6 protein-coding genes are annotated in these 13866 nt (G+C 70.3%); all 6 read right to left on the bottom strand.

Translation table 11 applies throughout. The features are described from left to right. Positions 1-2: 2 nt before the first annotated feature. The gene (locus SOM18_RS02890; RefSeq protein WP_320481259.1) at positions 3-461 is read right to left on the bottom strand and encodes a MarR family transcriptional regulator; all 459 of its coding nucleotides are present in this window, start codon (positions 459-461) and stop codon (positions 3-5) included. Next, positions 458-1645 carry an HlyD family type I secretion periplasmic adaptor subunit gene (locus SOM18_RS02885; protein ID WP_031439359.1) on the bottom strand — a complete coding sequence of 396 codons (1188 nt, stop codon included), beginning with the start codon at positions 1643-1645 and terminating at the stop codon, positions 458-460. The genes SOM18_RS02890 and SOM18_RS02885 overlap by 4 nt, the downstream gene beginning before the upstream one ends. After that, complete coding sequence (locus tag SOM18_RS02880; protein ID WP_320481258.1) at positions 1642-3804, bottom strand: type I secretion system permease/ATPase; 2163 nt, start codon at positions 3802-3804, stop codon at positions 1642-1644. The genes SOM18_RS02885 and SOM18_RS02880 overlap by 4 nt, the downstream gene beginning before the upstream one ends. Continuing rightward, positions 3801-5129, bottom strand: a complete 1329-nt coding sequence (locus SOM18_RS02875; RefSeq protein ID WP_249403360.1) for a TolC family protein — start codon at positions 5127-5129, stop codon at positions 3801-3803. Before SOM18_RS02875 ends, SOM18_RS02880 begins: the two co-directional genes overlap by 4 nt. Before the next feature lie 114 nt (positions 5130-5243). Beyond that, positions 5244-12743, bottom strand: coding sequence for a BapA/Bap/LapF family large adhesin (locus tag SOM18_RS02870; RefSeq protein WP_320481257.1), 7500 nt, complete (start codon positions 12741-12743; stop codon positions 5244-5246). 242 nt (positions 12744-12985) lie between these two features. After that, on the bottom strand, positions 12986-13864 hold the full coding sequence (locus SOM18_RS02865) for a hypothetical protein (protein ID WP_320481256.1): 879 nt from the start codon (positions 13862-13864) through the stop codon (positions 12986-12988). Between the last annotated feature and the right edge of the window lie 2 nt (positions 13865-13866).

Raw genomic sequence — 13866 nt, 5'->3', positions numbered from 1 at the left:
CGTCAGCCGCGCAGCTTGCCCGGTGCGAAGGATTTCGGCGCCGCCGCCGGGGCCGCATCCCCGGCACCGCGATCGAACAGATGGTCGAGCATCGCCGCCATCGCCCTGTGGCCGGTATCGGTCAGGCTGACATGCACGCGTCGGTGATCCGCGGGATCGACATGGCGGCGCAGCAGCTCTGCCTGTTGCAGCCGATCGATCCGCCGCATCGTCCCCGCCGCACTGCCCCCCGACATCAGCGTCAGATCCTTCACGCACAGCGTCTTGCCGGTGGCGGCCGCAATGAACAGGTCGATCATCATGTCCCAGGCCGGATCGACCAGCAGGTCCTGCGGCAGGAACGCGCTCATCGTCGCGCGCAGCTGGCGGGCCTGGCGCGCGCGAGCCAGCAGAGCGGGTGCGATCGGTCTCGGGGCGCCCGCGCCGGGTGCGCGCAGGTTGCGGCGTGCGACATCGGTCATCGTTCGCGCAGCGCCTCCCGCGCCCGGTTGAGGGGTTTGACGAGATACTGGAGCACGGTCTTGCTGCCGGTATGGATATCGACCGTCGCGACCATGCCGGGGGTGATCGCGAACCGCGCGCCGGCTTTGTTCGTCAGCGAATCCGCCTTGGTCCGCACGAACACGCGGTAATAGAGGATGTCGGGCTTCACCTCGTCGCGGATCGTGTCGGGCGAGATGCTGACCACGCTGCCCGTCAGGCCGCCATAGATCGAATAGTCATAGGCGGTCACCTTGACGCTGGCTGCCTGGCCGGGACGGATGAAGGCGATGTCGCGCGGCTGGATCCGCGCCTCGATCAGCAGCCGGTCGTCGAGCGGGACGATCTCCATCAGCTTGCCATTGGGGGGCACGACGCCGCCGATCGTCGACACCTCGATATTCTTGACGACCCCGCGCACCGGCGAGCGCAGCGTGAGGCGCGACAGCGTGTCCGAGCGCCCCCGAACCACCGGTGCGAGCGAGTCGACCTGTTCGGTGACCTTGGCCAGATCCTGCCGCGCCTCGACCATATATTGCGACCGCAGATCGGCCTTTTTGAGCTCGAGCTCGGCCCGCTGGCGTTGCAGCCGCAACACCTCGACATTGCTCGCCGCGCCGACCGCGATCAGCGATTCCCCGATCCGCACCTCGCGTCCGATCAGCGCCAGGCTCTGGTCGATCAGCTGGATCGACGATTGCAGGCTGCGTCGCCGGGTGTCGTGGAGCCGCGTCTCGGCGGCCTTCAAATCGGGATAGCGGTCGAGTTCGGAGGCGAACGCCAGCGGCGTGCCGTTCGCTTCCGCCTGAAGGCGGGCGACACTGGCCAGCGCGGCGCGATATTTGGCGGCGGTCTCGTCGACGGTCGACCCCGCCTGGGTCGGATCGAGCTGTGCGAGCAGCTGCCCCGGGGTGACGATATCGTCCTGACGCACCGGAAGCTTGGTCAGGATCCCGCCCTCGAGCGACTGGATCACCTGTTCGCGGCTGGTCGGCACGACGCGCGCTTCGCCGGTCGCCACCTCGTCGAGGGCCGCGAACCACGCCCAGCCAAGTGCTGCCACGAACAGCGCGGCAAGGATCCAGACGAGCCGCGTCGCGGTCGCGAGCCGGACGCTGCCTTCGCCGCCGAACAGGTGGTCGTCGTCGATCGCCCGCGCGCTCATGCCGCCGCACTCCGCGTCCCGCGCATCTGCGCGAGGATCTGGTCCTTGGGGCCGTCGAGGACGATTGTGCCATTGTCGATCACGATGATCCGGTCGACGATCTCGAGCATCCGCATCCGGTGCGTTGCGACGATCAGCGTACGCGTACGGCTCCACGCCCCGAGCCGCGCGATGAAGTGTCGCTCCGTCCCCTCGTCCATCGCCGCGGTCGGCTCGTCGAGCAGCGCGACGCTCGGCTGACGAAGCAGCAGCCGCGCGAGCAGCAGCCCCTGGATCTGCCCACCCGACAGGCCTCTGCCCCCCTCCTGCACGACATGGCCGAGCCCGTCGCGCAGCCGGCGGACCATGGTGTCCGCGCCGACCATCGCGAGCATCTCGCTGATCTCCCTGTCCGACGCCATCGGCGCGCCGAGCGTCAAATTCTCGCGCAGCGTCCCGTGAAACAGCCGCGAGGTCTGCGTCAGCAGGCCGATGTCGCGGCGGACATCGGCGGGATCGACCTGATGCAGCGCGAGGCCGTCGAGCAGCACCTCCCCCGACACCGGCTGCAGCATCCCCGACAGGCCCTGGAGCAGCGTCGACTTGCCCGCGCCGTTGCGCCCCAGCAACGCGATCCGCTCGCCCGCCGCGATGTCGAGCGTCTGGACCGTCAGGGCAGGGGGGGCGTTGGGGTCGGCATAGGTGAAGACGGCGGACCGCAGCGCGAAGTCGCCCTGGACGACGGGCAGCGGGATGCGGTGATCCGCGTCGGCGGTGTCGACGGGCAGCGCCATGATCTGGTTTAGGCTCCCCATCGCCACCTTGGCATGCTGGAACCGGCTGAGCAGCTGCGTGACCTGGGCCATCGGCGCCATCATCCGCGAGCCGAGGATCGAGGTCGCGACCAGCACGCCGGTGGTGATGTCGCCCGCGATCACGAGCGGGGCGCCGACGAAGATGATCGCGGCATAGACGCCGTTCTGGACGCTCTGGGTCCACACCGACAGGCCGTTGGTCAGCCCGCGCAGCCGCAGCTGCGCCTCACCCGCGACCGCGGTATAGTGGTTCCACTGGTGGTGGAACCGGTCCTCCGCCTGCAGCGCCTTGATGTCCTCGATACCCTGTACCGATTCAACCAGCATCGCGTTGCGCAGCGAGGATTCGCGCATCGATTCGGTCGCGTACATCCGCAGCCGGCGTTGCGCGAGCAGCCCCGGCAGCAGCAGCAGGACCAGCGCCGCGAGCGGCACGAGCGCCAGCGCGCCGCCGACATACCAGAGCACGCCGAGGAACAGCAGGAAGAAGGGCATGTCCGCGACCGTCGCGACGGTCGTCGAGGTCAGCATGTCGCGCACCTGGTCGAGGTCGCGCAGCTGCGAGATGAACGTCCCGGTCGAGGTCGGGCGGGCGCGGTTGCGGACCCGCAGCGCGTGACCGAAGACCCGGTCCGAGATGCGCAGATCGGCCCGCTTGCCAAGCACATCGACGATGTTCGTGCGGAGCCGTCGCAACACGAAATCGAAGCCGATCGCGATCAGCACCCCGACGAACAGGATCGTCAGCGTCGGGATCGAGCCCGCCGGCACGACGCGGTCATAGACCTGCATCGAGAACAGGACCCCTGCGAGCCCCAGGCAGTTGGTCACGACCGACGCGACCATGACATGGCCATAGGAGGGGGCGTCGGCCATCAGGATGTCGCGCAGCCAGTGATCCTGGAACGGTCGGATATAGGCGTCGATACGCGTGTCGGGCGCCGAGCGCGACGGCCGTGGAATGACATAGCCAGTCGCGCCGGCGGTCAGCTGGTCGATCGGCAGGTGCGTCGCTCCACCCCGGTCGCCCGGCACGATCAGCCGGGCCTGGCCCTCCGCGTCGATCCCCTCGATCAGCGCGATCTCACCGTCGCGCAGCCGGACGATCAGCGGCAGCCGCCAGCTCGTCAGCCGCATCCCCGCGGCGGGCACGAACTGCACGCCGAGCCCGGTCGCGCGCGCGAGCGTGCGGACCCGTGCCTCGTCGTCGGCGCCCAGCTCCCAATGGGCCGCGAGCCGCGCACGCTGTTCGGACAGCGGCAGGCGATAGTGGCGGGCAACGCGGCCAAGCAGGTCGAGCCACGCGTCGATGCCGCCGCCCGGTCCGCCCGCCGCCACCGCGATCGGCACCCGGTCGGAGGTCACAGCGTCACCCCGCGCACCGTCGCACCGGACAGCGCGAACGCGTCGCGCATCCGTCCCGACAGATACAGGCAATCCACCTGGAGGCTGCGCAGGGTCTGCGCGACGTTCACGGCCTCGAACCGGACCTGCTGGAATTCCTGTTCGGCGTTGAGCAAATCGACCAGCGTGCGTGTGCCCATTTCGAGATACTGAATCCGGTACAGCCGGCCGGTCTCACGCATGTTGGTCTGGCGCGACTGCAGCGTGGCGACGACCTGCGACAGGCTTTCGATCTGCTGGCGGGCCTCGGCCAGCCGCTGGCTGCTCTCGTTGCGGACCCGGCGCGTGGCCGCCTGCGCCGCCTCCAGCTCGAACGCCGCGCCGCGCGCACGCGCGCGCGTGACCCCGCCCGCGAAGATGTTGCTCGAGACGCGCAGGCCGACATTGTAGATGCTGCGATTGCCGAGCGGCGCGGTCACGTCGGTCGAGGCGTCGCCGCCGATCGACAGCGTCGGATAGCGGTCCGCGCGGCTGCGGCGCAGCGCGGCGGCGGCGCGGTCCGCCTGCGCCTCGGCGGCCATGACCAGCGGCACCGTCTCCCAGGCGGGCACCGGACCCGAACAGCTCCGCATCAGCCAGTCCGGAACGTCGGCGGACACCGCGGCGGGCGGGGCGTCGCGACCGAGCAGGAAGGCCAGATTGCTCGCCCAGCGGCGCTCCGCCGCCTCGACCGTCGCGAGGCTCGCCATCGCTGCCTCGACCCGCGCCTGCGCCTGCAGCGCATCCGATCGCGTCGCGGCACCAAAGGCGGTGCGCTTGCCGACAAGCTCGCTGATCTCGCGGATCCGGTCCGCCTGTTCGGCCGCGATGATCCGCTGGGCCGACGCGCGCTGATATTCGATCACGGCATAGGCTGTGTCGCGGATCAGCGTGTCGACCGCGAGCAGCATCTCGGCACGCCCGACCCGCGTCCCGGCGCGCGCGCCCGCGATCTCGCTCGACACCTTGCCGAAATCGAACAGCATCTGCGACGCGCCCAGTTGCGGTCGCGGCCGCAGGGTGCCCGATACGCGACTGTCAAACCCGCTGCCGATCCCGGCGCTGATGGTGGGAAGATAGCCCGCGCGTGCCGCTTTCACCTCCTCGCCGCGCGCCGCCAGCGCGCCCGCTGCCTCGGTCAACGACGGATGCCAGGCAACCGCTTCGCGTGCCGCGGTTTCGAGCGTCACCGGACCCGGCGTTGCGGGGCGAGGGGTGTCGACCGCTTGCCCGGCGTTGCACGGTACAGCCGCCAATAGGACGCCCGCGGCCAGCGATCGCATCGCGCTCATAGTGGAAGTGATCATTGCGTCCCTGTCCTCTGCTGGCACCAGCAAAGGACAGGGGTGCTTAACGAAACGTATAGAGTAAACAGTCTTTAAGTTGCTGAAATGGTTCTAGAAAAGACCAGTTTCGAATGCTTATACAACATGACTGGTGACAAGTCCGTTCTGATCCTGATCCGGGATAGTGGCGAGGTAATCGAACGGATCGACGACGGTGGCGATTTCCGTGACGACGATCGGATCAAACGAAACCGTATCGGGCTCTTCTCCAGTCAATGCTTGTGGTTCCTCTGCAAGATACTGTGACAGCACGTCCTCCAATTCGCCCTGACCCTCGAACAGATCATAGGTGGCGAGCCCGATCACCGGCCCGGCCGCCGCGAACGCGCCCGATTCGACGCTCTGTGCCGTCAGCGCGTCGAGCGGGATGACGTCGAGGTCCCCGGTCTCCACCAGCGCCGTCAGCTCCGCGAACCCGTTTGCGTCCGATGCGACCGACGCGAAGCCTGCCGCGGCGGCGGGTCCGTCGCCGGGAACGTCGATCGTCACGGTCAGCGTCGCGGTGGACAGCACGCCATTGGGCTGGACGAGCTGATAGGTGAAGCTGTCGGTGAGATCGACTGCGGAGAAGCCGAGCGTCGCGCTGGGCTGATAGGCATAGCCGCCGGTCTCATCGATTTGCAGCGTGCCATATCGGCCGGTCAGCGTGACCGGAGTGTCGCCGATCTCGGCAAACCCGCTGCCGCGATCAACGCGGATCGCCGCGAAGCTGGTATTGGTCGTGTCATTGTCGAGCAGATTGCCCGTCGCGGTCTCACGCGTCGCCAGCGTGTAATCGTTGAGGAACAAGGTGCTTGAGCCGAGCGAGACCGTGGTGCCGTAACTCCCGACGCTAAGCGGCGCGTTGCTGCTGACCTGGTAGGAATAGCTGCCGCTGGGCAGGTCGTCGAAGGTGAAGGTCGCGACGCCGCCGAGCCCCAGGTTCAACGCCGTATTGATGGTGCCGGTGCGAACGACGACTCCCTCGGCGTTCCGCACGCTGACGGTGTAGGCCGGCAGTACGGAGAGCAGCCCGCCCGTTCGCGCGGCGACGATCGTGATATCCGACACCGCGGCGGGGGCGACGGTGAAACTGCCGGTGCCCGTGCCGGTGACCTGCCCCGTCAGGATGGTCCCGGTCGACGGGAAGTCGAACGTCCGTGCGGGCGGCAGCGTCGTGACGACGTTCTGGAACGTCACGTCGGCAAACGCCTGGTCGGCGACCGCAAGCGGTGCGCCGGTGATGTCCGGGCTGCCGATCGCGATCGTCAACGTCGCGGTTTCACGCTCGCCATCGGTCGGGTCGACCAGCGTGTAGGTAAAGGTCTCGGTCCGCCCGATCGCGCCGGCATTCGCGACGGGGGTGTAGCTGTAGCTGCCGTCGGGGTTGATCCTCAGGCTGCCCCAGACGCCGGTCACGCTGCTCCCGTCCGGTCCGACGTCGGCCGTCACGCCGTTGACCGTGACGCTGGCGACGCGCGTTCCGGGGCCCGTGACGTCGATCTCGCCACCCGGGCCCGCGTCGGTGATGACGTTGCCGACCGCCGCGATGGGCGTTGCACCGGCAATATCGGTGAAGTCCGAATCTATCCCGGCAACCGACAGATCGCCGAGCAGCCCGACGCCCGTCGTCCCCTGGAAGGTCAGGAAGGCCCGGTACACGCCCGGCCCCAGCGTCTCGCTGGCGCTGAGATTGTCGTTGAGCAGGCCGATCTCGAGCAGTGAGGCCGGCCCGCTGCCGGTGACCGCGACCCACTGTGTCCCCACCAGCCGCTGCACGACCACCGCATAGTCGCTGGCGACGCCGATCGACACCGCCGCGTCATAGGTGAACCGTGCATCCAGGCTGTGGCCCTCCGCCACCGAGAAGCGGACGTTGCGGACCGCGAGCACCTCGGCGTCGAGGTCGACGAGGCCCAGCGAGACAAGGGCGAGATAGCGGGCACTCCCCAGATCGACCGGGGCCGTGGTCGGCAGGAGATCGAGGCCGGCGGCGTCGACATTGCCGAACGCGGCGATGTCGAACGGGGCGGCGATGCTGGCCGAGACCGAGACATTGCCCGTGGCATCGGCCTGGGTGACGCTCAGCGTCCCGCCCGCCGCCTGTGCCGGCGCCAGCGTGACCGTATAGCGGCCATCGGCATCGACGGTCGCGACACCGATCAGCGTGGCATCGGGACCGCGAACCTCGACCCGTGCGCCGACCTCGCCCGTCCCGGTCAGCGTCGTGCCGTCGTTGGTGATCGCGGAGATGATCGGCGGCGGCGGGGCGGTGATGTCGGGCGCCGCAACGGTCGCGACCGCCGAGACGTTGCCGGTGGGATCGGCCTGACTCGCCGACAGCGTCTCGCCATTGACCGGCGCCGGGCTCAGCTGCGCGGTGTAGCTGCCATCCGCCGCGACCTGTGCGGTGCCCAAGATGACGGCACCGAGACGGATCGTCACGGTCGCACCCGGCTCGCCGATCCCCGTCGCTGTGCTGCCGTCCTGCGCGATCGTGACGACGGGCAGGGCGGGCGCGGTGTAATCGGGCGCGATCAGCACGATTGGCGTCGATATGTTGCCGGCGGCGTCGGCCTGTGTCGCCGCCAGCGTCTGGCCATCGGTCTGCGCGGGCGTCAGCGTCACCGCATAGGCGCCGTTCGCGCCGACGATCGCGGTGCCCAGACTGGTCGTGTCGGCCGCGCGGATCGTGATCGTCGCGCCCGGTTCGCCCGTGCCCGTGACGACGCTTCCCGTCAGATCGAGGGTCGCCGTCGGGGCGGCGGGGGCGGTCAGGTCGGGCGCGACCGCGGTGGCGGGCGGCGAGACGTCGCCGTCCGCGTCGGTCTGCGTGACGCGGACCGTCTCGCCGTCGATCCGGGCGGGGACGAGCGCGATCCGATAGCTTCCGTCCGGACCGGCGACGCCGGTGCCGATGATCGTCCCGACCGCATCATAGACGGTGACCGCAGCACTGGCATTCGCCATCCCCGCCACCGCAGCGCCATCCGGGTCGACCGCGGCGCTCGGCGCATCGGGCGTGGTGTCCGCGACGAGGTCCGGTGCGGTCGCGGTCACGATGGGCGAGCCGTTGCCGGCCGCGTCCCGCTGGTCGACCCCCAGCACTTCGCCGTTGGTCTGCGCCGGAAAGAGCGGCACCGTATAGGTGCCGTCGCCCTGGACGACGGCCTGACCCAGCACGCGGCCCAGCGGATCGCGGACGGTCACCGTCGCTCCCGCCTCGCCCGTACCGGTGAGCGTGAGTCCATCAGGCGCGACGGTGGCCAGCGGCGCGGCCGGCGCGGTCAGGTCGGGCGCGGTCAGCGTGGTCGCGGGCGACGGATTGCCCGCGGCATCGGCCTGCGCCACGCTCAGTGCCTGACGGTCGATCTGCGGGGTCGCGAGCGTGACACTATAATCGCCCTGCGCAGTGACGATCGCGGTTCCCAGCGGCGTACCAAAAGCATCGCGGACCGTCAGCGTCGCGCCGGGCTCGCCGGTGCCCATGACGACCGATCCGCTCGCGTCGAGCATCGCGACGGGCGCAGGCGGCGCGGTGATGTCCGGGGCGGTCACGCCGGTCGACACGGAGACATTGCCCGCCGCGTCGGCCTGCGTCACGCCGAGCCTCTCGCCATTGGCCTGCGCCGGGGTCAGCGTTGCGGCATAGCTCCGGTCCTCCGCGACGATCGCGGTACCGATCACGATGCCCGCTGCGTTGGTGACGCTGATCGTCGCACCAGGCGCGCCGGTACCGGTCGCGATACTGCCATCGCCGCTGATCGTCGCGGCGGGCGCGTCGGGTGCGGTGGTATCGGGGGCCAGCAGACCCACCGGGGCCGAGACATTCCCCGCGCGGTCGGCCTGGACGACCGACAGCGCCTCGCCGTCGCGCTGCGGGGGGGTAAGCGCGACGGCATAGGCGCCGTCAACGGCGACGATGGCGGTCCCAAGCGTCGCTCCGCCGGGAGCGGTGACGGTCACGGTGGCGCCGACCTGGCCTGATCCGGTGACGACCGAACCGTCCCCGCTGATCGTCGCGGTCGGCACGCCCGGCGCGGTGATGTCGGGGGCGATCGCGGTGGCGGGTGCGGACACATTGCCCGCCCCGTCGGTCAGCGTCACGCTCAGCGTCACGCCATCCGCCTGGACGGGGTCGAGCACGATACGAAAACCGCCATCGGCGGCGACGGTCGCGGTACCGATCGCGGTGCCGGATGGATCGCGCACGGTGACGATCGTACCGGCCTCGCCCGTGCCGACGAGCAGGCTGCCATCGCCCTCGACGATCGCCGTCGGCGCTGCAGGGGCGGTGACATCGGGCACCGCGACCAGCGCAGGCGCCGAGACATTGCCCGCGGCGTCCGCCTGCGTCACCGCGAGCGTCCCGCCATCGCGCTGCGCAGGATCAAGGATCACCGCAAACGCCCCGGCGGCGTTCGCTGTCGCGGTGCCGATCACGGTGCCGTCGGCATCGCGCACCGTGATCGCCGCGCCGGCGTCGCCCGTCCCGGTCAGGGCCGTGCCCGTCTGGTCGAGCACCGCGCTGGGGGCGTCGGGCGCGGTCAGGTCGGGGGCGATCGCGGTCGCGGGGGGCGAGACATTGCCGTCGCCGTCGGTTTGCGTCACGCGGATCGTCTCGCCGTCACGCAGCGCAGGGACGAGCGCGATGCTATATTGTCCGTCGCCCGCGGCGAGACCCGTCGCGATCACCACGCCATCGGCATCGAACAGCGTGACCGTCGCGCCCGCTACCGCGCTCCCCGTCACGGCGCTGCCGTCGATGGTGATCGTCGCGGTCGGTGCATCGGGGCCGAGATCGGCGACCAGATCGGGCGCGACGGCGGTCGCCTCGGGCGAGGCATTGCTCGCGGCATCGACCTGCCGCACGCTCAGCGTCTCCCCGTCGATCTGCGGCGGAGTCAGCGTGACGGTATAACTGCCATCGCCCGCGACGATGACCGTGCCGATCACCGCCCCGACCGGGCTGCGCACCGTCAGCGTCGCACCCGCTTCTCCGGTTCCGGTCAGGCTTGCGCCATCGGCGGCGACCGTCGCAGTCGGCGCGGCCGGCGCAGTCTGGTCGGGTGCGATCAGCGCGGTGGCGGTCGAGACATTGCCCGCGGCATCCGCCTGCACGACCGAGATCAGCTGGCTGTCGATCTGCGGCGGGATTAGCACGACATCGTAATTGCCGCGCGCATCGACGATCGCCGCGCCGATCTCGGTATCGTTCGCGTCGCGGACCGAGATCCGGGCGCCGGGCTCGCCGCTGCCGCTCACGATCGTCCCCGTCGCATCGAGCGCGGCGGCCGGGGCAGCCGGCGCGGTCACGTCGGGGGCGATCAGCGACAGTGGGGATGCAGCATTGCCTGCGGCGTCCGTCTGGATCACCGCGAGCCGTTGGCCATTCGCCTGTGCCGGGTCGAGCAGCACGCTATATTGCCCGTCGACCCCGACCTGCGCGGTGCCGATCGTGGTGCCGGCAAGGTCGCGGACCAGGATCTGCGCGCCGGGTTCGCCCGTCCCCGTCACCAGCGTACCGTCCCCGTTGATCGCGGCGACCGGCTGCGCCGGCGCTGTGAAGTCGGGCGCGATCGTGCTCGCATTGCCCGACACATTGCCCACGGCGTCGCTCTGGACCGCCTCGACCCGCTCACCATCGGTCTGCGGCGATCGCAGCGTGATTTCATAGCGTCCGCCGGCGTCGACGCTTCCGCTTCCGAGCACAATGCCGCCCTCGCCGGTGATGGTGACGGTCGCACCCGGCTCGCCCGTGCCGGTCGCGATCGTGCCGGTGCCGTCGAGCGCGATCGTCGGTGTTGCCGGCGCGGTGAGGTCGGGCGCAACGACCCCGACCACGGGCGAGGCATTGCCCGCCGCATCCGCCTGGCTGACGCCCAGCGTCTCGCCATTGGTCTGCGCCGGCGACAGCGGCACCGCAAAGGCGCCGTCCGTCCCGGCGGTCGCGGTGCCGATCACCACGCCATTGGCGTCGGTCACCGTCACCCGCGCGCCCGGCTCGCCCGTGCCGCTGAGCAGCGTCCCGTCGCCGTTCACCGCCGCGGCGGGGGTCACCGGCGCGGTGAGGTCGGGCGACGCGATCTGCACCGCAGCGGAGACATTACCCGCAGCATCGGTCTGTGTGACGGCGAGGCTGCCGCCACTCGCCTGCGCGGGCGACAGCGGCGTCGTAAAGCCGCCGTCCGCCGCCACCACGACGCTGGCGATTACAATGCCCGCAGCGTCGCGGACCGTGACGGTGGCACCAGCTTCGCCCCGACCGGTGACGGTCGCACCACCAGCGTCGATCGCCGCCTCGGGGGCTCTAGGTGCGGTGGTATCGGGCGCAGCGACCTGCACGGCGGGGGAGACATTGCCGGCAACGTCGGTCTGCGTGATGGCGAGGCTGCCGCCATTCGCCTGCGCGGGCGACAGCGAGGCATTGAAGCTGCCGTCCGCCGCCACGACAACGGTCCCGATTACGGTGCCGGCAGCATCACGCACCGTAACGGTCGCGCCCGCCTCGCCCCGACCGGTGATCGTCGCACCACCAGCGTCGATCGCCGCCTCGGGTGCGGCGGGTGCGGTGGTATCGGGCGCAGCGACTTGTACGGCGGGGGAGACATTGCCCGCTGCATCGGTCTGCGTGACGGCAAGGCTGCCGCCATTAGCTTGCGCCGGTGACAGTGGCGCAGCGAAGCTGCCGTCCGCTGCCACGACGACGCTGGCGATCACAATGCCAGCAGCATCACGCACCGTGACGGTCGCACCCGCTTCACCGCGCCCGGTGACGATCGCGCCACCAGCGTCGATCGCCGCCTCGGGCGCGCCGGGAGCTGTGGTATCGGGCGCTGTGATCTGCACGGCGGTGGATATGTTACCGGCAGCATCGGTCTGCGTGACGGCAAGATTTCCACCATTGGCCTGCGCTGGCGACAGCGGTGCCGTGAAGCCGCCGTCCGCCGCGACGACGACGCTGCCGATTACCGTGCCCGCGGGATCGCGCACAGTGACTGTCGCGCCGGCCTCGCCGAGCCCGGTGACGGCCGTGCCGTCACCTGCGATCGTGACGCTCGGAGCGGCGGGGGGTGTTGTGTCGGGCGGGGTGATGACGGGCGGGGTCGTCACAGGGGGGGGCGTGACGGGCGGGGTGGCCGGATCGGGTTGGGTCGCGGGGGTATCCGAGCCGCCGCCGCCGCCCAGTGCCGCCGCCGCGCCGCCTGCCGCGACCACCCCGCCCAGCAGGGCCGCGGGCAGCGCGAGCGAGGCGCCACCACCGCCGCCCGCCGCCGCGACCAGATCCTCGGGATCCTCGAGCGGGACGAAGCGCGGCGCGCCCGGCGCGACGCGCGCCTGCCACATGGTGCCGCCGGGTTCGTTCAGGACGAGATCATGCGGTGCGACCCCGGCATCTTCAGGATGGAAATTGGCGACCTCGACATGGTCGCCATTGGTCAGGCGGACGATGAGCGCATTGCCCTCGCGCTCGAACCCCGCGACTTCGGAGCGGGCAAGATCGAGCCGGACGACGCTCGGCGCATCGAGGCTGACGGCCTCTCCCGATACGCGCGTGACGGCCCCGGTTGCCTTCGAGATGACGTGTACGTCCATGCTTCATCCTCCTGTGCGGGTCAGCAGCGCGGCGGTGACGACGGCCCCGGCGGGCACGTCGACGACCTTCGAAACTGCTGGCTTCTCGAGAGGGACAAAGCCTGGCGCGGTCGGGGGGCCGCAACCATTCCGCTATCGGAATCAATTCCGCGGCCGGGGCGATGACACCGCGGAACACCGGCCAAAAAAAAGGCGCCGCCGGAGGATCCGGCAGCGCCCGAGATAGGATCGGTTGATCGCGATCAGATGCGGCGGCGCGTCGCGGCGGTCGCGCCGGCCCCTGCGGCGGCGGCACCGATCAGCAGCGCGATCACCACCATGAACGACGTGCCCGCAGCGGCGCCGGCGGCGGTGTCGGTCGCCGACTTGGCGGTCGCGATCGTCTCGTCCTTGGTCTTGACGAACTGTGCCTTGGCGCGCGTCACCTGAGCTTGGGCTTCGGGACGTGCGATCTTGCGCTGCGCGGCGACGATGTCGACGATGCGGCTCTCGGCACGCGCGCCGTCCGGCCCGCCGCGGGCGAGCGCGGGAAGCTGCTTGGCGACTTCCTTCTGCGCCTGCTCCGCCGTCATCTGTGCAGGATCCGACGGTGCGTCCGACAGATAGGCGGCCGCCTCTTCGCGGACGTCGCCCGTATCGACGCCGGCGACGTCGGCGACCTTGGGCGCGGCAGCTCCGATCCCGGTCCCGGCTGCGGTCGCGACCGAGCCGACGGTACGGAAGGCGCCGCCGATGATCCCGCCGACCGCCGAGGTCAGCAGGTACAGCGTCAGGATCAGCGTCACGCCCCAGACCACGAGCCCGTGGACGAGCCCGTCGAACCGGTCATGAACCCCGGCGACACGCGCGGCGGCATAGCCGCCCGCGCCAAGCGCGATGATCGTCGTGACGATCCAGTACAGCCCGGCACCGATGCCGAAGCCGGCAGCGCCCGGCGTCGTACCCTCGACCGGGTCGACCAGCGTCAGGCCGATGCCCGTGCCGAGAATACCCAGCACGAGCTGGACCGCGATCGCGAGCACGACGCTTGCAAAGATCGCCCCCCAGGATATGCGGCTGGGCGTCTTCGCAAGACGCAGGTCGTCGGCCGGCAGAACGCCGGGTGTCGTGGTGATCGTCATAG

The sequence above is a fragment of the Sphingomonas sp. CFBP9019 genome, from assembly GCF_034045155.1.
GTDB lineage: Bacteria > Pseudomonadota > Alphaproteobacteria > Sphingomonadales > Sphingomonadaceae > Sphingomonas > Sphingomonas aerolata.
The sequence above is the reverse complement of the archived record's forward strand: the minus strand, read 5'-3'. Positions and strand labels throughout refer to the sequence as shown.